This window comes from Fibrella musci (assembly GCF_041321105.1).
In the GTDB taxonomy this organism is placed as follows: domain Bacteria; phylum Bacteroidota; class Bacteroidia; order Cytophagales; family Spirosomataceae; genus Fibrella; species Fibrella musci.
Map to the genome: position 1 here is coordinate 55879 of NZ_JBGGWD010000010.1, position 22197 is coordinate 78075.

A 22197-nucleotide genomic window follows, 5' to 3' on the forward strand; every position below is an offset into this window, starting at 1 on the left:
CATCCGACTCCTAAATCCGATATATGCTTATGACAAGGTGCAAATGGCTTCTGTTGTCGCTGTCAGTACCATTCCTGCTACCCACTACCGCTAGCCAGGCTCAGACAACCGAGAAGGTCGACCGGGACTACGCGCTGGAAGCAACCATGCTGGGCTACTTTGCCAAAGACGGTGCCCGTAACCCAACGTTGAAAGCCAATAAAGGGGACCGCGTGCGCATCACGATCACCAACGGTGAACTGATGACACACGACATCTCGCTTGAAAAACTGGGTATCAAGAGCAAGACCATTCAGGAGAAAGGCGCCACCACCAGCATCGTTTTCAAAGCCGACAAGAGCGATACCTATTACTGCTCGGTGCCGGGCCACCGGGCGGCGGGCATGGTGGGTAGCTTCGAGGTCGTTGAGGGCGCAATCAATCAGGCAACAACGGCCGGGCAGTTGCCCACGAAAAACGGAAAGCCCCTGAACCTGAATGTTGAGACAGGTACGTTGGCCGACTGGACCGCCACCGGCGATGCCTTCGCCAACTCGATCGTGAGCCAGGATGACCCGTCGCCCGTGCACGAGAAAGAGATGCATATCGGGTTCAGCGGCAAGCACTTCCTCAGTAGCGGCGGCACCACCAATGCCAAACTGACGGGTACGTTGACTTCAGTGCCGTTTACTGTCACGCAGCCATTCGCGGCGTTCATGGTGTCGGGCGGGGCATTGCAGGATACGCGCGTCGAGATCGTACAGGCCAGTACCAACAAGGTAATTTTCCACAGCACCGGACAGGGGCGCGCCACCTTGCAGCCGGTCGTCGTTGATCTGCAACCGTATCTGAATCAGGAGATTTTCATCCGAATCATTGATAACGAGACAGGTATTTCGCAGATTCCATACATCCCCCACGACAAGTGGGCGCACATCAACTTCGACGATTTTCAGTTCTATGCGACCCGGCCCACCTTCCCCAATGAGCTGAATCAAAAGGACATCATCATTTTGCCGCCGCTCGATCCGGTCCTGAACGCGGGGCTGTCGGGGCTCAAAGCAGCGCAGGCCATGACCCCGCCGCCCGGCTTCAAGATCACGCTCGGTGCTGCCGAACCCGATTTGGTCAAACCCATCTGCTTCACCATCGACACCCGCGGGCGGCTTTGGGTGGTCGAGTCGCATACGTACCCGGTACCCGCCCCCGAAGGACAGGGCCGTGACAAAATCCTGATTTTTGAAGACACCAACGGCGACGGCACCCTCGACAGCAAGAAGGTCTTTACTGAGGGCCTAAACCTGGTCAGCGGGATGGAAATTGGCATGGGTGGCGTGTGGCTTGGGGCAGCCCCGTACCTGTGGTTTATTCCAACGGACTTCAACACCGACAAACCGACCGGCCCTCCCCAGAAAGTGCTCGACGGCTGGGGGCTGGAAGACACCCACGAAACCCTGAACAGCCTGCGCTGGGGACCTGATGGCTGGCTCTACGGCACGCACGGCGTCTTCACGCACTCCAACGTAGGCAAACCCGGCGCGACCGATTCGGAACGAACGAAGCTCAACGCGGGCGTATGGCGCTACCACCCGACTACTCAAAAGTTCGAGTTGTTCGCCGAAGGTACCAGCAATCCCTGGGGCCTCGATTTCAACGACTACGGCCACGCGTTCATTACGGCCTGCGTGATTCCGCACATGTACAACATGATTCAGGGCGGACGCTACCAGCGGCAGGCGGGCAAGCATTTCAACCCCTACACCTACGACGACATCAAAACCCACGCCGACCACGTGCACTGGGTGGGCGAACGCGGCCCCCATGCGGGCAATTTCCGGTCGGCGTCGGCGGGGGGCGGGCATGCTCATGCCGGGGCGATGATCTACCTCGGCAACAGTTGGCCGCAGGAGTTTCGCAACGACATTTTCATGAACAACATCAACGGCGCCAAACTCAACCGCGACCATCCGGCGCCGCAGGGCTCCGGGTACGTAGTCACGCACAAGCCCGATTTTATGGCCATGAACGATTCATGGTCGCAGTGGCTCAACATGAAATACGACCCCAGTGGCTCGGTTTGGGCTATCGACTGGTACGACAAAAACCAGTGCCACAGCCCCAACCCCGACGTGCACGACAAAACGATGGGCCGGATTTTCCGGATCAGTCACGACAACGACAAGTGGGTACAGGTCGATCTGCGGAAAGCGTCGGATCTGGAACTGGTGCAGTATCAGCTTCACCCCAACGACTGGTACGTACGGCAGGCGCGGCTGCTGTTGCAGGAACGGGGCGGCAGCAAGAAAGTCCACAAGGCCCTGAAAACCATCCTGAACACGAACCCCGACGCCACCCGTAAACTCCGCGCACTCTGGGCGCTCCACGCGACGAAAGGCCTCACCGACGACGACTTGACCGCTCTGCTGTCGAACGAGAGTGAGCACGTTAGGAGTTGGGCCATCCAACTGCTGGCCGAAGACAAGGCCATTTCGCCCGAAACGATGAAAAAGCTGGCGACGATGGCGCAGCAAGACCCTTCGCCGGTGGTGCGGTTGTACCTGACGTCGGCCATGCTCCGGCTGGAACCGGCGCAGCGCTGGGATGTGCTCGATGCGTTGGTCCAGCATGCCGAAGACAAAGACGACCACAATCTGCCGCTGATGCTCTGGTACGCCTCAGAACCCCTGGCCGCCGTGGATGCCAAACGGGCGCTGGAACTGGCGCAGAAGTCGAAGATGCCGAAACAACTGCCCTACACCATTCAGCGCGTAGCCGCCCTCGGGACCGATGAATCGAAAAAATTGCTCAAAGACCTCAACGACCGCGTTGGCAAACTAGAGCATTCGCATGAAAATCACGAAGTGCAACTGCTGTTGAGTCAGGTACTCGGGCAATAAGATTCCTTTTTTGTCATCCGTTTTCTTGTCATCCCGACCGGCGAACAGGTCGGGATGACAAAAAGAAAGTTAACAAGGTTGTCAGGAGGCGAAATACGTACCTAAACGGATTGGGAACGATGAATACACAAACCAGTTTAAGCAGTCGGGCCATGCTGATTGGATCACTGCTCGCCGGTTGCCTGACTCAGGCTATCGGCCAGTCAAACCCAACGGTTCAGCTAAAGCAGCAGATGGCCAATGGCGCCGCTACGGCCCGAGCTACCAGCCAGACGGCGGTGCCGTCCAACGACTTTAAGAAAACGACGCTTAGCCGTGAGTTTATGTCGGAAGGCGTAGCCGTGGCCGACCTGAATAAGGATGGCAAGCTGGACATCATAGCCGGTACTTATTGGTTTGAGGCCCCCAACTGGACCCGCCGTGAACTGATCCCGTCACGTACCTACGACCCACGGCAAGGCTACAGCGACTCGTTTCTGAACATAGGCATGGACGTGAATCTGGACGGCTGGGACGACGTTGTTATCATCGATTTTCCCGGCAGGCCCGCATTCTGGCTCGAAAACAACAAAAACCGGCCGGGCGCCTGGAAAAAGCGGATTCTGGTCGATTCGATGGGCATTGCCAACGAGTCGCCGGGCTTTATCGACATCGACGGCGACGGGCGGCTCGATATTCTGTGTGGCGATCGGGACAAAAAGCAGATTGTATGGCTCAAAGCCCCTACCAAACCCGGCGAAACTGACTGGCAGCGTTTTGCGCTGAGCCGGGAGAACGTACCTGGCACCGAAATTTTCTCGCACGGTATCGGCTACGGCGACATTAACAAAGACGGCCTAAATGATGTGGTGGTTCGGGAAGGCTGGTTTGAAGGGACTACCGACAAAAAAGGCGGCAATTGGGTGTTTCATCCGGCCAATTTGGGTGAGCCTTGTTCGCACATGCAGATTCTGGATGTTAACGGCGACGGCAAAAACGATGTGGTAAGCGCCTCGGCCCACGCGCTGGGTGTCTGGTGGCACGAGCAGATCACCGACGAAACCGGCAAGCTCAATTTCCGCATGCACCTGATGAGCAACACCACTTCCCAGACGCACTCGTCGATCATGGCCGATCTGAACGGCGACGGTCGCAACGATTACATCACGGGCAAGCGCTTTCTGGCGCACAACGGCCGCGACCCCGGCGACGGCGACGCGCCCATTCTGCTCTGGTTCGAGTTTACGCCCGGCAAGGCGCCCTACTTCAAAGAGCACGTGATCGACACTGATTCGGGCTCAGGGCTCAACATCGTGGCGCAGGATATGAATGGCGACGGCAAAACCGACCTCGTCGTTTCCAATAAAAACGGCGTGTTTCTGTTTGAGAATAAGATCAGGAAGTAGCGCTTAACTCCGCAGGAAAAAGAGATACATGAAGCCCACAATGATAGCTTCCGCGATCCACATGCGGCGCACATTCCCATCTGAGGCCCGCCGAACAAGGTAATGCAACCCAAGTGCCCCCAGCAGAATCGGAATCCCGAAGATGAACTGTAGCACGTTGTTTTCCTGGCTGGGGTTCACAAACCCGTAGCCAATCGCAATCAGCCCCATCAGCGCGACAAGCATGAGCGGCGTTATAATGCTGGCAATCTTTTCAAGGTTCATAATACATGGCTGTTGTCGTTGGGCCGCTGAATAACGAACCTAACGGTTAGCAGGCAGGGTAAACCCGAACGATACATTCCCCTTACAGCTAGATAATTCGTTTTCACTCATTTGGTTTGATAAACTCACTAAGCAGCCTATCAGGCCGCTGTGGTTACCCAGCTAATTGGGCCGTACACAAGTGTAAGCCGCCGAAAAAGCCCGTCTCTGGGGTTATTTCCATAAATTCGGGCGGAGGAATGGCTGTACGATGAAAATTCTGTTGGTTGAAGACGAGGTCAAAACGGTTCAGAGCATCAGGCAGGGGCTGGAAGAACACCAGTGGGAGGTTGATGTGGCCTACGACGGCGCGATGGGTTACCAGTTGGCAACCCGGTCGGCCTACGCGCTCATTATCTCCGACATTATCCTGCCCGGCCTGAACGGCCTTGAGCTCTGCCGGAAGTTGCGGAGCGCCAATGTGGCCACTCCGATTCTGATGCTGACGGCGCTGGGCACTACCGATGACAAGATCACGGGCCTCGACGCGGGCGCCGACGATTACCTGGTCAAACCCTTTGAGTTTCGCGAGCTGATGGCGCGGGTACGAGCACTCACCCGGCGCAGCACCGGCAACGTACCCAGCACCAACCTGCTGAAGATTGCCGACTTGGAACTGAACCCCGACACCAAGCAAGTCGTTCGGGCAGGCAAAGACATCTCACTGACGGCCAAGGAGTTTCAGCTGCTCGAATACTTCCTGCGGCATCAGGGGCGGGTTATTTCCAAAGTCGAACTGGCCGAAAAATTCTGGGATGTTACCTTCGATACGGGCACCAACATCATCGAGGTTTACATCAACTTTCTGCGCAAAAAGATCGACAAAGAGTTTGAGCCCAAGATTCTGCACACGCAGATCGGCATGGGGTACGTCGTAAAGCTGCCGTCGTAATGATCAACATACGTACCCGGCTCACCTACCAATTCGTCGTTCTGGTCACGCTGATCCTGCTGCTGTTTTCGCTTGGCGTTTACTTTTTCAGCAAACTGTACCTCGAAAAACGGTTCTACAAACGCCTTCAGGACCGCGCTATTACCACCACCACCCTCCTCTTCGACCTCCAACAGACCGACAGTACCGTGCTTCGTCTGATCGATGCGGCGGGGAAAGAAGCGCTGCTCAACGAGAATATTTCGGTTTACAACACCGCCACGAAGGAAGTGCTGTTTTCGACGAATCCGGCCAATACGCAGTTTCACGAGCAGTTTATCCCCCAACTCGACTCGGCAGCGCAAACGCTGTATCTGCGGCGCAACGAATACCAGGTCGTCGCGATTCACCTGAACCGAACCGGCGGCGGCAACTGGGTCATTGTCAGCGGCATCGATCAGGTCGGCAAAGACGCGCTGGCCGATCTGAAAAAGATTTTGCTGATCATGATTCTGGCCGCCGTGCTGCTGCTGGGTATATCGGGCTGGCTCTTTGCCGACCGGGCACTGGCCCCCATGTCCCGCATTATTCAGCAGGTAAATACCATTTTCCCGGCCAACGTGCAGCGGCGGGTCGAACACCCTAACCGCTCCGACGAAATCGGATTGCTGGTGGCTACCTTCAATCAGTTGCTTGACCGCATCGAACAGGCGTTGTACACGCAGAAGATGTTTATCGCCAACGTGTCGCACGAGCTGAAAAACCCACTCACCAAGATCAACTCGCAAATCGACGTGGCGTTGATCCAAAAACGCGACGCCGATGCGTACGAACGGACCCTGCAATCGCTTCAGGAAGACACCCGTACCCTGACCCAGCTCACCAATACCCTGCTCGAACTGGCGAATACGTCGATTCAGGCCAGTACCATGCCGTTTGAGCCGGTGCGCATGGACGAGCTGCTTTGGGAGTGCAAAACGCAGTTGCAGGCCTGGCACGATGCCTATCAGGTGCAGCTCACCTTCACCGATTTCCCCGACGACGAAGATGCCTTAATCGTGCAGGGCAACCGGGCCGCGCTACGCGTGCTGCTGATGAACCTGATGGATAACGCCTGCAAATTTTCGCCTACCCATGTAGCCAGGGTCGAGTTCCTGGCAAGGGACGAGCGCATCACCCTGACGGTTTTCAACGAGGGGCCTCAGATACCGTCTGCCGATCTGCCGCATATTTTTCAGCCGTTTTTCCGCAGCAACGCCACGGCCCAATCGAGTAAGGGGCATGGCGTCGGGCTGGCCGTTGTTGCGCAGATTACGCAGCTTCACCGGGGCGACATCTCGGTGCGTTCTACCCCCGAAGGCACCACTTTTTCACTTATTTTGCCCAGTCTGGGGCACTTAAGCTAAAATTAAGGTGGGCTTAAGTCGAGGTTAAGCACGGCGTTGTTGCTTTACGGCCAGTAAAGCAACAACGGTATGGAAACAGACGAAACAACGGGTAAACAAGGCGTCGTGAAGATGACCATCGGGGCACTGGTGGGCGTGGTTGCCCTGCTGGCCTACTTGTTTATGGGGTCGCGCAACGAAACGCTGGAAGTCCAGAAGCTGCTTACGACCAAAGTAGAGCAGTTTGCTACCACCCAACTGAAGCTTGACTCGCTCTCAACCGTGCTGGACACCAAAATTGTCGAGGTTCGGCAGTTAGGCGGCAGCGTTGTCGAACTGGAGCGCATCAAACGACAACTGGAAAACGACAAGAAGAAACTCAAGTCGGATCTGTCGTTTTCGATGCAGCAATACGACCTAAAAATCCGGGATTATCAAACCTTTCTGGCCAATAACGAGGTCGACATCCGGAAACTGAAAATCGAAAACGGTTCGCTGCGCAACCGGGCGCAGGTGCTGGAACAGGAACGGCAGACAATTCTGACCGAAAACGCGGGCCTGAAAACGGAAAAAGCCATTCTGGCTCAGACGGTGGTCGACTATTCGGAGCAGAACGAAGACCTGCGCAACAAAGTCAGCCTGGCCTCGGCGCTGAAAGCTCTGAACATCGAAATCAACGCGCTGGCGGCCAATGGCCGGGAGCGGCAGGGCGGCACCTACAAGGCATCGCGCATCGACCGGCTCCACATCGCGTTTATGCTGCCTTCCAACCCGGTGGCGCAGCGCAATAACAAAGATATCTACCTGCGCATCTTGGACGCTAACGGCGCTGTGGTCAGCGAAAGCGGCTTCGGCGGCACCACCTGGCTCGACGGCCGTGAGATCGGCTACAGCTTCCGGCAGACGGTTCCGTACGAGAATAACGACCAGCAAGTGAACATGTATTTCCGTCGGGATGCTCCCTACGCGCCGGGTACGTATGCCGTCGAATTGTATGCCGAGGGATTCAAAATCGGCGATAGTCGGTTTATAGTAAAATAAACGCTTTCCAACTGGCCCTGGGCCACCACATCATGATGACCGTCTTTCAGCAATTTCTTTCCCGTGTGCGGCCTGCCTTGCAGCCGCTGCTTGATGGGCTCATTCGACTGACCCGCCGCGTTTTCGATGCTTACCGGAAATTCCCGATTGCCTATACAGCCCTGAGCTACCTCTACCTCACGATTGCCTTTTCATATTACCCCGTCATTGGCCACTGGCTCACGGGGTTCATGATGATGAGCCTGCCCCTGGCTATTCTGGCGGGTTTTGCGGCCTGCGTGTATCTGTTCGTCAAACGGCAGCAACTGGTCGCTACGGCGGGTGTAGTCTGGGTACTGTTTTCGTTTATGGTGACGAAACGGCTGGTAGGCATCAGCCCCGGCGAGCTTTCGCTGAACCAAGCCCAGACGCTCAATGTACTCAGTTTCAACAGCGAAACCTTCCCGTCGGGCGGGGCCGCGGGGTTCGATCTGGCTTCGCTCAAAGCTGACATTGCCTGTTTTCAGGAGTATTCACCCAATGAGCAAATCGAACAGCAATACGCCGCGACGCTCAGGAAGCTAACCTGCTTCGGCGATGTGCGGGAGGTGGGGCTGGCGCTGTTTTCCAAATACCCGATCGTCAACCAGTATGGCCGCATCTGGAACCGCACGCAGGGGCCTGACATCAATGGGTTTATATGCGCCGACATCGCCTACGGGGCCGATACCATCCGGGTCGTCAACGTGCATTTGTGGTCGATGGGCGTACGTACCAATCAGGCGATGGATGCGCTGAAAAACGGGCAGTTGGGCGTCTTCTGCCACGAATTGGCCGATACCTTTCACCGCCTGAAAGAAGGGTTCGAAAACCGCAACGCTCAGTTTCGGGAAGTCGAGACCTATGTGGCGGGCAGCCGGTATCCGGTAATCATCTGCGGCGATTTTAACGAAACGCCCATCGGCTATTCCTACGGGAAGCTGAGCCGGAACTTCAAAAATGCGTTTGAGGAAGCGGGCGAGGGGCTTGGGTTCACGCTCAACCGCCACCCCTACTGCGTTCGGATCGATCAGCAGTTTGTCAGTTCCGACTGGCACATCAAGGCTTGCCAGACGTTGTCGGGCATCTCGTTCTCGGATCACTTCCCGGTACTGGCCCAGTACGTACTCAAGAAGTCGATGCACGTACCGGCGGCCATCGTTGCCCAACGTACCCAGCAGATAGGCCACGCACTGGCTACGAAATAGCACCAGCAACGTACCTGAGAGCCTGTTTTATCCTTCTGAATCGGGGTGACGAAGCCCGTAACCTATGGTCAGAACGTAATTAGGTAGCATGTCGTAAAGCGAGTTCAGCGCTTATTCGATACAGCTATCAAAGGACGTGATGAAACAGATGTACCTTTTGGGAGTGGCCGTTCTCGGCATTGGCTTGTTGGTACTGAATCGGCCCAACGACGCGAGTGTTCATCCGGCTCAGGTAGCAGGGCTGACCCAGCCGGCTGCGTTCAACGCCAACGGGCGAATCCCCATCGACGCCCGCCGCTGGTATCAGGTCGTGAACGTCAGTAACGGATTGGAGGGACTTTTCGACGGCAAGCTGGAAGAGAGCGTACAGACGGGCTGGAACAAACTCATTCCCAATTACGACGCCTACTACCCGTTGCAGGCTGGTGAGCAGATGACCATCGACCGCATCCGGCTATACGATTACAACGACCAAAACCTCGACAAGCCGTTTACCCTTTCGATCATTACCGCCGACTGGAAACGAGTGCCTATTGCGCGCTTCGTTGGCGACAGATATAATGAGTGGGTCGGTCCGGACCCGAAGAATCCAGACGAATTCCGGTTGAAGCAGCCCGTTGCGGGGGCGCGGTTTCTGGTCATCAACACCTGGGGAGCCTACCCGTCGGAACTCGAATTATACGGCCAATACGTACCTGGAAAACCCATAAGCACGGCACCGCCGGTTCGGCACACACCGTTTCGACAGGCGGTGGGCGTCAACATGTTTGAGTGGAACATGGAAGAAGCCGACCGCTCGTGGGAGGTCGACGAAAGCCGGATGCCCGCCATGCGTAGCTTCGCGGCGGTTCGGCACTACATGGATTGGGAAAAGCTGGAAGCCAAGCCGGGCGAATATTCGTATAACATGACGCTGAGTGGCGGCTGGAACTACGACGCCATGTATGAACGCCTCAAGGCCGAACACATCGACGTGCTGGCTTGCCTCAAGACCATTCCGAAGTGGATGGAAAACCTTTATCCGCCCGATCAGCGCGATTACGGCAACAACCCCGTCCGCTACGGAGCCGACCTGAGCCAGCCCCGCTCCTACCTCGAACAGGCACGGGTGGCGTTTCAATACGCGGCCCGCTACGGGTCCAACAAGCGAATCGACCCCGCGCTGGTAAAGATCACCGCTGAGCACCCGCACTGGGCCCCTCCCAATCAGAAGAAAATCGGGCTGGGGCTGATTCGGTATATCGAATGCGAAAACGAGCGCGATAAAACCTGGAAAGGACGGCAAGGCTACCAGACCGCCCGCGAATATGCCGCAAACCTGTCGGCGTTTTACGACGGACACAAGAATACACTTGGCCCCGGCGCAGGCGTGAAAAACGCCGATCCGACTATCACGGTAGTTATTGGCGGGCTGGCGGCACACACCACCGACTACGTGCGGGCGATGGTCGACTGGTGCCGCGAGTTTCGGGGTTACCATCCCGACGGGCGCGTCAATCTCTGCTGGGACGTCATGAATCAGCATTTATACGCCAACGATACTCAGTCATCGCAGACGACAACAGCGGGCCAAACGGCAAACGCTTCACGTGGAGCCGCCCCCGAGCGGGCCGGCGTGGGCGAACAGGCGCGGGCCTTTGTGCAGCTCTCGCATGAACTTTGTGGTGACATGCCTGTCTGGATTACCGAGGCAGGCTACGACACCAATCCGGGTAGTCCGTTTCGCGCCATACCCATCGGGCCGAAGTCGGTACTACAGACACAGGCCGACTGGATTTTACGAACAGCGCTGCTGTATATCCGCGTGGGGATCGACCGGGTCTTTTTTTACCAGATGTACGACGAAAACCCCGCCAACCCCATCCAGTTCAGTTCGATGGGACTCATTAACGGCGACAAAACCCGCAAGCCCGCCGCCGATTATCTGTATCAGGCCACCAAATTAATCGGTGACTTTACCTACCAGAAGACGATTAGCCGCGACCCCATCGTTGACCAGTACGAACGGACGTTGCCTAATGGAGCGCGCCAGTTGGCATACGTGTTGCTGGTACCAGACGAACGGGGGCGCACAACCACCTACCGGCTGAACGTACCCAAAGGCCAGACCGTCGAAGTTTTTTTACCTCAAATTGGCCGCGACCATATGACAAAACAGCGAATGATGAGTCTAAATGGTGATGTAGTTATACCGGTAAGTGAGACACCTATCTTTGTCATCGGCCAATAAGCAAGTTGTAACGTCATTAGCGGTTAACAGTGGTCGCAGGGCCTATGGTGGCCAATCCCATCTTCTTAAATGAGTACAAAAAGTGCAGCCCTGAATGGAGGTAAGTGGATTACCATCGCGACGGTAATCTCAACGGTCTTTCAGTTTGGTCAGGTGACAGTACTGGCCCGGTTGCTCTCGCCTACAGAATTCGGGTTAGTGGCCCTTAGCAACCTGATTCTCACCTTCTTTCAGCTATTTACAAACCTCGGCTTTTCGGGATCGATCATCTACAAACAAGAGAGTGATCGTACGGTACTCTCAACGCTGTACTGGCTCAATATCAGTCTGGGTTTGCTGATTTTTACCGTAATTCAGTTTACCGCGCCGACTATTGCCAGCTACAATCACGAGCCCCGTCTGGAGCGGGTATTGCACGTCTCGTCGTTCTATTTTCTGATCGTATACATTGGGCAGCTTTACTTATTCCTGATGGAGAAGGAACTGCGGTTCCGAACCATTGCGATCATCGAAATTGTCGGTACGGTTGTTGGCACGGGAACCACGCTGGTGCTGGCGTTCCGGGGCATGCACGAACTGTCGCTGGTAATTGGGCAGTTGGTGGGGCAGGCCTTGCGCACCACGCTACAGGTGTTGTTGGGGTATCCGTTGTTTATTCCTCGCTTCCAGATGGTACTTCGTGAGGTGCGTGAACACCTGCGATTCGGCCTCTACACGCTTGGCGACGGCATTCTGGGCTTTGTGCAGTCGAACTACGACAACCTGTTCATCGGTTTTATCCTGGGCAACGAAATGCTGGGTTTCTACACGCTCGCTTACCAGCTGGCCGTGTACCCGATCACCAAACTCAACCCGATTATCCTGCAGGTGGCGTACCCGGTGCTGGCCAAAATGCAGGATAACAACGCCGAACTGAAGCGATCGTATCTGAAAATCCTCGACATTCTGAGCTATTGCAACATGCCGCTACTGGCTGGCCTGTTCATCACCGCTGACACGGTGGTACCGCTTCTCTACGGCCCCGGTTGGGGAGCTACCGTCGATCTCATTCACATCTTCGTGTTCGTGGGGACGTTGATGTGTCTGAGCCATCCCCTCTTCACACTGGCGTTTACCAAAGGAAAACCCAACCTGCTCTTTTACCTAAACCTCGCTACCCTGCTGATCAAGATTCCGCTGGTGTACTGGCTGGGGCGCGAATATGGGGTGAAGGGCGCCGCAACCGCGTTTTTGCTCGCTACGGCCTTTAACCTGCTGGTCAACTTCGCCATCGTGCACTACCTCGTTGGGTCATTTATGGGTACGTTCCTGCGCAACATCGCCCGCCCCGTTCTGTTCTGTATCCTGATGGTCGGTGGTGTGGCAGCCTACAAAGCCTTCTTCGGGCATGAAGGGATTGGCAATGCGCTGGCCGAAATCGCCATCGGGGGTGGTATCTATGGCGCGCTCACCCTCGCCTTTAAAGTGTCGATTCGTGAACTGAAAGGTTTGCGGCAGGCGCTATAGACCGGCTGGCTGTTTGGTCAGCGCAACGGTTTTTCCAAGATAATCATCAGACCATGTTTGCCGGGTTGAGTGCCAACCACATCGAAACCGTGGCGGATGTTCAGAATCAGCATGGAACGCCACTGATTGTACGTGTGCGTGCGCACGGTAACGTACCCGGCGAGGCGGCAGGTCTCGTGCTGTTGACGCATCAGTTCGGCGGCAATGCTCTGCCCGCGCCATCCCGGATCGACGCCTCCCAACCAGCTATAGAACGTACCCGGTTGCCGCTCATAGCCAATTTTGCACCCCACTACCCGCTCCCCGTCGAGGGCCAATAATAGCTGAAAGGCTGGGTACGTTGCCTTTTGTGTGAGATCATCGAGCCATTCCGTTCGCGACTGATTGGCAAATACCCCCGTGAGCAGGTCAAGCAACGTACCCAGCAGCGGTTCGGGTGGTAGCGTGGTATGAGTTTGGTAGATAAGCACGCGCAGGTACGTTATAACTCCGCCAGCAGGTACTCGGCGATCAGGAAATAGACGCCGATGCCGATAAGGTCGTTGGCGGTGGTGATAAACGGCCCCGATGCCACGGCCGGGTTAATGCCAATGCGGTTGAGAAGCAGGGGCGTAATGGTACCCATGAACGAAGCCAGCAGCACCACACTCAGCAGCGAAAGGCCCACGACGGAAAACAGCCGGGGTTCGCCGATCAACAGCGTATACGATCCGGCCAGTAACCCCACCACGGCCCCGTTGACCAGCGCCAGCACGAGCGTTCGGAGCAACCGCTGCCCCAGCGAGTAAGTCAGCCCCGACGAATCGGAGAGGCTTTGCACAATGAGCGAAGCCGTTTGAATGCCCACGTTGCCGCCCGTCGACCCGATGATCGGAATGAACGCCGCCAGGGCCGCAATTTTGCCCAGTTCGCTCTGAAAACCGTTGATTACCGTAGCGGCCATCAAGCTACCCACGGCTCCGGCCAACAGCCACGGCAGCTGCGCTTTGGCACGTACCCAGAGCGTATCGTCTTCCTCGACTTCGCCCGACAGACCCGAAATCGCCTGAATGTCGTCTTCGGCCTGTTCAGTAATCACGTCAACGATGTCATCGATGGTAATCCGGCCCAGAAGGCGACCCTGTACGTTCACAACGGGTACGGCATCAAGGTCATACTTCTGCATGATCTCGGCTACCTCGGTTACAGGCCGGTAGGTTTCTACGGCCACTACGTCCTGCTCGTAGATATCGGCGATTTTGGCGTATTTCCGGGCCAGCACGATCTTCTTCAGTGATACAAACCCCAACAGCTTGCCCGCTTCATCAACCACATAAACGGCGTAGACCTTCTCTACATTCTCGGCCTGCTGCCGGATCTCTTCGATGCACTGATTGACGTTGGTATCGACCTGAATCTTGACCAACTCTTTCTGCATGAGCCCCCCCGCCACATCTTCGTCGTAATGAAGCAGGTCGATGATAAACCGGGCCTGTTCGCGGTCGTTGAGCAGGCCGATTACCTCTTCGCGTAATTGAACCGGCTGTTCGTTGAGCAAGTCGACGGCATCATCGGAGTCCATTTCCTCGACAAACGGCGCGAGTTCTTCCGATGTAAACGAGGCGATGAACCCATCCCGAATCGACTCATCGAGGTTCACCAGAATTTCGGCGCCCACATTTTTGTCGAGTAAACTCAGCAGGTAGCGGGCCGAATTCGTATCCAGTTCATACAGAATCCCCGAAATATCGGCCGGATAGAGCTCGTCCATGTCTGCGCGAAGGGTCGTTTCGTCGCCTGCGTCGATTGCCGTCTGAATCCGGTCGAGGTATTCTTTGGTAAGTTCGAAGGTCATGGAAAAGAAGGGGAACGCGGATAAAGCGACTGGAAAGGGGTAAACGGATTTTTCAGAGAAGCAGCTTCATTGCGTTTGCTGCGGTATTGACTTGTGACCTAAATCTGTGCTGATCCGTGGCCCCTTCTTCATCCGCGTTCCATCAAGAGCGTCAGTTCGACGAAATCGGCTACGCTTAGCTGTTCGGCGCGTTTATCCATGAAGGAACTGGCGGCGGCGGCTTCGGTGATGCCGAGGGGTTTGAGCGCGTTGCGAAGTGTTTTGCGGCGCTGATTGAACCCATGCTTAACTACATTAGTAAATTTGCGCTCATCGCAGCCCAGATCGGTCCGGCTGTTACGGCGGCAGCTGATCACGCCCGAATGCACTTTCGGGGGCGGATTAAACACCTCCGGCCCCACCGTGAATTCGTATTTGACGTCGTACCAGGCTTGTAAAAAGACGCTCAGAATACCGTAATCGCGGCTTCCAGGCCCTGAGGCAAGCCGTTGGGCTACTTCGCGCTGCAACATACCTACCACCTCGGGCACCCGCTCGCGCATCTCGAGCACTTTGAAGAAAATCTGGCTCGAAATGTTGTATGGAAAATTACCGATGACCGCGAAGGGCGCCGCCGAATCGCCGTATAACTGCGTAGGGTCCATTTGCAGGAAGTCGCCTTCAATGATGTGCCCCTTCAACTCAGGTACGTTGCGTTTCAGGTACGTTACCGATTCGGTGTCGATCTCCACCACGTCGAGCTGAAACCGGGTGTCTTTGAGCAGAAACTGAGTCAGCACTCCCGTGCCGGGGCCGATTTCGAGCACATGCAGATACGGCACCCCGTCGATGCCGGCGTGGCCACTGAGCAGATCGGCAATCCGCTGCGAAACGCTCATATCGGTCAGAAAATGCTGACCAAGGGCTTTTTTGGGCGTAACGTAATTGGCGTGGCTACTAACCGGACCCGAACGTTTTCCAGCGCGATTATCAGAATGGCGTGACTTCATGCTGCGAAGGTACGAAGAAGCCTTGCAACGGTTTGTCGGGGCCTGCTGAAAGAGAAGGGCTAAGCCCTTTCCTTTTCCCGATGTTGCCGATTCAAGCAGGTTGTTTTTGTTTTATTACTAAAGCAAGATAAACTTGTATTAGTAAGTATATCTATCAGTCCACCTATCGACTACACTTCTACATTTATGCGCTTTGTTCGGAAGCCCTGGCTGGGCTTATTATGGCTTTGCCTTGGCTTAGCGGCGACGCCCCTCTTCGCCCAAACCCCACCCTTCTCCTACACATCCGATGTGCGCGACACGCTGGGTCGAATGCGCGAAGATGAAGAACGCCGCCTGATGGACCCGGCCCTGGGTCGGGTACCTTATGAACGGCTAGCCGCAGAACGGGAGCGATTGATTAAAGCCCAGAAGTTAGGTACGTTGCCTACACAAGCCGCCATACCCGGCATCACCTGGCAGGAGCGCGGCCCCAGCAATGCGGGTGGACGGACAAGGGCTTTGCTTTTCGACCCGAACGATCCGGCCAAAAAGAAAGTATGGGCGGCTAGCCCAGCGGGTGGCCTCTGGTACACCAACGACATTACCGACGTCAACGCTAGCTGGACACCCGTGAGTGATACCTGGGAAAACACAGTGGTTACGGCCCTGGCTGCGGACCCATCGAATCCGCAGGTGATGTATGCCGGAACGGGTAATTTAGTTTCGTTTGAGCAGACTGTTGGTGGCGGTATCTGGAAAACAACCAACGGAGGTGTAACCTGGGTGCGAATCAATAGCACTGTGCCTACAACTACAGCCGCTCCCTCGCTGGGGCAGGCCTTTAGATACATCCATCGCATTGTGGTAAACTCGGTGGGAGTCGTATTCGCCGCTACTCAGTCGGGGGTTATCCGTTCAACCGATGGCGGTAGTAGCTGGTCGTATGTGCTGGCACCAAATCAAGGTATTGGTTACGGTACAAATACAGGTAGTTATTGGTACGATAGCGTGCTGGACCTAGAGCTGGCAACGGACGGTATCTTGTATGCCTCGTTTGCACCAACCCGCCTTTTCAAATCGACGGATGGTACGGGAATGGCGTGGACCGAGATTACACCCACAAACGTACCTGCCGGTGGGGAACATACCGAGCTGGCCCTAGCTTCCTCGACAAGTGGAAGTAGCCAAGTTATCTACGCAGTGACCAAAGATTACAACAACACTACGTACAGCAACGACATCAAATGGTTTTGCCGGAGCACCAACGGCGGATCAACTTGGACGAATGTTACCATTCCTACGCAAAGTTGGGGATACCATTTTACGCTAGGCAATGGGCACACCGCTCTGAGCCTGATAGTCGATCCCGCGAACCCCAACCTACTGCTTGCTGGAGGCTATAACCTGTTTAGGTCGGCAGATGGGGGCGCTACTTGGAGCACGGCACTTGACATAAATTATGAATATCAACAGGCCTTCGCCTTCCAACCAAATAGTAAGGGCGTTGCGTTCGCCACACAAAACGGCGTTCGCTGGTCGGGTAGTTTAGGTGACGCAGCAGTGGTGGCCCCGAGCGTTACAAGGCGAAATGCAAACTACCGTGTCAGCGAAATACGGTCGGTTGCTATGAAGGAAATTGCAGGCGGTGACTATGTATTTAGCTCGACCGACAAGAACGGCTACATCAAGATGAACGGACCGGGACTGACGGAAGGCATACTGGTTGCAGGAGGTAGTTCAGGCATGACGTTCATCGACAAAGATCAGCCCACCGTTCAACTGTTTAATAGTTATGGCACATACTTCCTGTATGATGGTACCTCAGTTACTTCGCTGTTTAGTGGATATTATGGGGCAGATCCTAATCCGGCCGATTACGACAGCCAGACCAATACGCTGTACCTGTATGAATATGCGAACAACGCCTATAGTGTTCGACGCGTAACCGGGATAGGGTCGAGTGCCACCACAACCACATACATTCCGTTGCCGGGCGTCAACTATGTGGCTTCTTATATCAAGTTAGGAACCAATAACGCTAGTCTTTTTGTGAGCGCTTACGCTTCAGAAACGATTAAGCTGTTCAGAATAACGAATCTTAACCAGTCGACGCCAACAGTAACGATGCTTAACACTAGCTCCCTACCGCTCTACACAACGGTGTCGAGTATTGATGTGGGCAGTAGCGACAACGATATTCTGTTGACACTGTCGAACTATGGGGTAGTTTCTGTATGGTTCAGCAATGATGGTGGCTCGACTTGGACAAGCAAAGATCCTGCTGGCTCGGGCCTGCCCGATGTACCTGTGTATGCGGGTATATTTAATCCTCAGAATCGCCAACAGGTGTTGCTGGGCACGGCCATTGGTGTTTGGACGACCAACAGCTTTTTTGACCCTAACCCTAGCTGGGGGGTGAGCAATAGCGGTATGCCATTGGCTGGGGTAAATCGGTTTACGTATCGGCTCTCTGATGGCCGACTTTTAGCGGCCACTAGAGGGCGAGGTATCTACGAAACCAATGCCTTTGCCATACCCTACACACCCTCGTCGATAGCCCTCACTAGTGTATCCAACACAACGCTTTGTGCGGGAAGCCCACTGTCAGTATCGTTCACAACGAGCGGGCCAGATTTCACAGGAACGATTAATTACGAAGTCTGGATCTCCGACGCAAACGGCAGCTTCACGAATCAAAAACGAATTGGCACGGGCACGAGTAGTCCTGTTTCTATGACATTGCCAACGGGTGCTAATGGATTACCCTACGGTACTAAGTACCTTGTACGGGTAGTCGCTGCCGAACTAAGTTTGACTTCATCGGCATCTAGCCAAACCCTTACAATTGGTAATCTATCATCGGCGAGTATACAGCCGGTGCGACTGGCTGATTTTGTGCAGTATAATTCATCGGCATCTATATGCCCTGGCGATCAGATACGTCTGACGGTCTCTGGTAATCCAATCGCTGATGGCTACCTGTGGAGCTACAACGGAACATTACTAACCGGCGCGACATCTGGAACTTTCCTAGCAGGCTCTTCGGGTAATTATACTGTGCAGGTACGACAGGCAGGGTGTATAGCCACTAGTTCTGCCTATTCGGTTTATAGTTCATCATCGCCCTACATCTACATCACAACCAAATTTGGAAACCGACCACAATGTGATGACGAGCCAGTAGCTATGTATAGCAGTTACTACGGCGAACAGGCCTCATCGCAATGGATACGCAACGGAACATCCGTAACCAACGCTAACTCCTATTCGTATGCAACAAAGTCTTCCGGATCCTATACCTTAGCCATTGCCTTACCGGGTTGTACTCCGTATATGACCCCTTTCAAACTAACGGTAGGGCGGTCGTTGTGGGCTTCGCTCAGCCGTGATCCTCAGAAGGATTCTGTCTTGTGTACCGGACCCGCTACCGGATTAGTTCGTATTTTAATTTCAGACATCAACAATTTCCCAATTGGCGTGTCTGGTGGATATACCATCGATTGGTACCGAGATAACAAACCACTAACCAACGTTCAAAATGCCCATTCGATCAGTGTAAATGAACCGGGCAGCTACACCTATGAACTCCGGCAGGGAAGCTGTACCACACGTAGCAATGCAATTACGGTAAGACAGGGTACGGTGGTGCCGCCTGTAATTGATTTTTACAGCGCTAAAAATGCCTGTCCTGGCTCGGTACGAACACTTTATTTTTTTGGCGCTTACACGGCCTATCCGAGCTGGCAATGGCAGAAGGACGGTGTAGACATACCAGGAGCGACAGGGTCTAGTTATACGGCGCAAACGTCAGGGAGTTACACCATACGCGGAGCCAAAGGCTCTTGCATGGCCGTGTCTGAACCCATCTCGCTTACCTTTTCTACTAACATTATACCGGTTGTTATTAACCAGTCGAAAGACGTTTCCTGCTCAAACATCTGGCTGGATGCCAGCGCCTACGCTGATCTGCCAGGTACGCAGTTTCGGTGGTTTAAAAACGGTGTGCTGCTTGCAACTCAAACAGGTACCATGTTGGATGCATACCAATCAGGGCTTTATTCAGTCAGTATAACAAGCGGCAGTTGCAGCGGGCTATCGCAACCCGTGAAAATTGACCCATACACTTTGCCAAAGACACTTATCTCGGTATACGGGAACTTGGCTGTTTGCACGGCTAATTCGGTCAAGTTATATGCGTCAGAGGCCAGCACCAATATCCAATGGAAACGTAATGGAGTAGCCATTAGCGGTGCAAATGCTACTTATTTTTACCCCGAAGAGTCTGGATACTACAGCGTCTCCTTCAGCAGTTACTGCGGAACCGGTGAATCCGAGTCTGTCGACGTACGTATTGGTGAGCCAACGGCAGCTACCATCACAGGTAATGCGCTAATTGGTTCGGGGCAAACGGCAACATTGCCCATACAGCTCAGTGGCCCGGCCCCGTGGTCGTTTACGCTTTCTAATGGACAGACGGTGCAGAATACGTACCTGAACCCGCACCCGGTATCGGTAACGGCCACCAACACCACAACGTATTCGGTCGTCAACGTGCAGAATGCCTGCGGTACAGGTACATCGGCGGGGCAGGCTACCGTAACAGTGGGCTCTGGCAACGCCGATCTGTGGTTGTCGTCGCTGGTCAGTAGCCGGACGCCCCGTCTGGGTGAAGTCGTCAGCTATTCACTAGTCGTGACCAACGAAGGCCCGCAAGCTGCTAATGGCGTAACCATTAGCAGCCGACTACCCACTGGGGTAGAATTTGTCGCGGCAGAGGTTGGTAACGTCAGCACCACAAATGGTCTTGTAACGGCTAGTGTAGGGTCAGTGGCACCAAGTGGTAGCCAGACAGTAAGCTACCAGCTACGGATTACGCAGCCAGGTACGTTCTTCACAACGGCCCAAGTGGCTACCACCAGTACACCTGACCCCGACAGTCAGCCCAACTCGGGCACGGGCGACGGGCAGGATGATCAAACCACAGTTGATTTGCGCACTGCTGACGCGGCTGGTGGACTGTTGGCATCGGCCAACCCCGATCAGGTGCCGCTGCCCACTACGCAATCCAATCAACCTGCGCCACAAGCGGGTAAGGTTGAACTGTCGCTCGATGTACGTAGCAGCATGTTGTCGGCCCCGGCTGGGCAGCCGCAGAATCTGAGCGTTGTCGTGAACAACCGGGGGGCCGTGGCGGCTACTAACGTGGTAGTGCAGATGCTACTGCCCACTGGCTGGTCGCTGACTAATAGCACTGGTTTTCTGGTAGACGGGCAAACGGTTCGTGGGTACGTCAACCAGCTAGCCGCAGGTACGTCGGCGGTGCTGGTGTTGCCGGTTCAGGTAAACGCTAGTGGCGTGGTGCAGGCGCAGATACAAGCAGTAAACGAGCCCGTCTCGAATGCCAGCCCCGGAAATGGCTTTACCAACGGCGAACGCGACGAAGCCAATTTACAGATCCGAGTGAAATAAAAAAGAGCTATAGCGCAGAGATACACAGAGGCGCACTGAGGTTCACAGGGAAAATGAATGATAAAAGCTCTGTGAATCTCGGTGCGCCTCTGCGTATCTCTGCGCTATAACACTCTTACAGGTTTCGGATGTATTTCTGGCCGCCTAGTGCGCGCATTTGCCGGGAGATCTGGCGGGTACGGCGCTGAATGTAGGCCGATGGATTCTTGATCGAAAACTTGTTGGGGTTGGGTAGCACGGCTGCAATCCGGGCAGCTTCGGTGCGGCTCAGGCTGCTGGCCGAATGGCCATAGAACCGTTCGGAGGCGGCTTCGACCCCGAAGGTCATCGGGCCGGTTTCGGCGACGTTCAGGTATACTTCCAATATGCGCTTTTTGCCCCAGATCAATTCGATCAGCACCGTAAAGTACACTTCCAGCCCTTTGCGGATGTAGCTGCGGCCCGTCCAGAGAAATACGTTCTTGGCTACTTGCTGCGAGATAGTACTGGCACCACGAGGCCGTTTACGGTACTGGTTTTCGCGGATGGCGTCCTGAATTTCGTCGAAGTCGAACCCCCAGTGGTACGGAAACTGCTGATCTTCAGAGGCCACGACAGCCAGAGCCGCTTCTTTATTGATCTCGTCGAAAGATCGCCACGTTTTGTGAATCTCGCTCGACTGATCGGTGCCTATGGCGTCCCATTTGCGACTGATGGTTAACGGCGTAAACCAGACAGGTACGTACTTCAGTACCACGACCCAGGCCACCGAACCGAGAAACAACACCAGCATGGTTTTCACCACAAACCAGTAAACGACCACCAGCATGGGGTGCTGCCGAACGTAGGTCTTCGTTTGCTGCCAACGCTGCCGCACCGCCTTACCGATGGCGCTTTTATACAGCCCCGACGACGTACCTGACGAACGCGATGGCTTCGTCCGGGGCGATTCGCGCGGCGGCCGACCCGATGTCGACGAGCCGGAATAAGGGCGGTTGCCCGGCTGATTACTGGGCGGGTTGCCAGAAGGCATAGGCGGCGGAGTTAACCGAGGGTCGGGAGGAGGCGTTCGTAGGCGATTAACGCGCTTTTCGGGCGGCATGGTATGGTGCTGTTCACTG

The 22197-nt window shown here is 55.1% G+C and carries 14 protein-coding genes; 9 read left to right on the top strand and 5 right to left on the bottom strand.

Annotated features, from left to right (window positions below):
- Positions 1-29 precede the first annotated feature (29 nt).
- Together ACAW74_RS26920 and ACAW74_RS26925 are read left to right on the top strand one after the other, a co-directional pair.
- On the top strand, positions 30-2876 hold the full coding sequence (locus tag ACAW74_RS26920) for a PVC-type heme-binding CxxCH protein (RefSeq protein WP_370701366.1): 2847 nt from the start codon (positions 30-32) through the stop codon (positions 2874-2876).
- Positions 2877-2995: 119 nt separating this feature from the next.
- Entirely contained in the window at positions 2996-4261 is a 1266-nt protein-coding gene (locus tag ACAW74_RS26925) for an FG-GAP repeat domain-containing protein (protein ID WP_370701367.1), read from the top strand.
- A 3-nt stretch (positions 4262-4264) separates the two neighbouring features.
- Here the strand turns inward: ACAW74_RS26925 and ACAW74_RS26930 are convergent, their stop codons facing one another.
- Complete coding sequence (locus tag ACAW74_RS26930; protein WP_370701368.1) at positions 4265-4525, bottom strand: hypothetical protein; 261 nt, start codon at positions 4523-4525, stop codon at positions 4265-4267.
- Positions 4526-4775: 250 nt separating this feature from the next.
- Between ACAW74_RS26930 and ACAW74_RS26935 the strand changes: the two genes are divergently transcribed.
- The 6 genes from ACAW74_RS26935 to ACAW74_RS26960 all read left to right on the top strand — a co-directional run bounded on the left by ACAW74_RS26935 (position 4776) and on the right by ACAW74_RS26960 (position 12823).
- Complete coding sequence (locus ACAW74_RS26935; protein WP_370701369.1) at positions 4776-5456, top strand: response regulator; 681 nt, start codon at positions 4776-4778, stop codon at positions 5454-5456.
- Entirely contained in the window at positions 5456-6841 is a 1386-nt protein-coding gene (locus ACAW74_RS26940; protein WP_370701370.1) for a sensor histidine kinase, read from the top strand. Before ACAW74_RS26935 ends, ACAW74_RS26940 begins: the two co-directional genes overlap by 1 nt.
- A 69-nt stretch (positions 6842-6910) precedes the next feature.
- Entirely contained in the window at positions 6911-7861 is a 951-nt protein-coding gene (locus tag ACAW74_RS26945; RefSeq protein ID WP_370701371.1) for a DUF8428 domain-containing protein, read from the top strand.
- A 32-nt stretch (positions 7862-7893) separates the two neighbouring features.
- Positions 7894-9087, top strand: a complete 1194-nt coding sequence (locus ACAW74_RS26950; protein WP_370701372.1) for an endonuclease/exonuclease/phosphatase family protein — start codon at positions 7894-7896, stop codon at positions 9085-9087.
- Positions 9088-9226: 139 nt separating this feature from the next.
- On the top strand, positions 9227-11317 hold the full coding sequence (locus ACAW74_RS26955; protein WP_370701373.1) for a hypothetical protein: 2091 nt from the start codon (positions 9227-9229) through the stop codon (positions 11315-11317).
- 69 nt (positions 11318-11386) lie between these two features.
- Positions 11387-12823: an MOP flippase family protein gene (locus tag ACAW74_RS26960; protein WP_370701374.1), complete on the top strand. Its 1437-nt coding sequence runs from the start codon at positions 11387-11389 to the stop codon at positions 12821-12823.
- Between the two features lie 17 nt (positions 12824-12840).
- Here the strand turns inward: ACAW74_RS26960 and ACAW74_RS26965 are convergent, their stop codons facing one another.
- The 3 genes from ACAW74_RS26965 to rsmA form a co-directional block, all read right to left on the bottom strand.
- Positions 12841-13293, bottom strand: coding sequence for a GNAT family N-acetyltransferase (locus ACAW74_RS26965; RefSeq protein ID WP_370701375.1), 453 nt, complete (start codon positions 13291-13293; stop codon positions 12841-12843).
- An 11-nt stretch (positions 13294-13304) separates the two neighbouring features.
- Positions 13305-14657, bottom strand: a complete 1353-nt coding sequence (mgtE, locus tag ACAW74_RS26970) for a magnesium transporter (protein WP_370701376.1) — start codon at positions 14655-14657, stop codon at positions 13305-13307.
- A gap of 128 nt (positions 14658-14785) precedes the next feature.
- Entirely contained in the window at positions 14786-15646 is an 861-nt protein-coding gene (rsmA, locus tag ACAW74_RS26975; protein ID WP_370701377.1) for a 16S rRNA (adenine(1518)-N(6)/adenine(1519)-N(6))-dimethyltransferase RsmA, read from the bottom strand.
- 186 nt (positions 15647-15832) lie between these two features.
- On the opposite strand from rsmA, the gene ACAW74_RS26980 reads away from it, so the two are divergent.
- Entirely contained in the window at positions 15833-21097 is a 5265-nt protein-coding gene (locus ACAW74_RS26980) for a hypothetical protein (RefSeq protein ID WP_370701378.1), read from the top strand.
- Between the two features lie 115 nt (positions 21098-21212).
- On the opposite strand, the gene mtgA is transcribed toward ACAW74_RS26980, so the two are convergent.
- On the bottom strand, positions 21213-22178 hold the full coding sequence (mtgA, locus tag ACAW74_RS26985) for a monofunctional biosynthetic peptidoglycan transglycosylase (protein WP_370701379.1): 966 nt from the start codon (positions 22176-22178) through the stop codon (positions 21213-21215).
- Positions 22179-22197 lie beyond the last annotated feature (19 nt).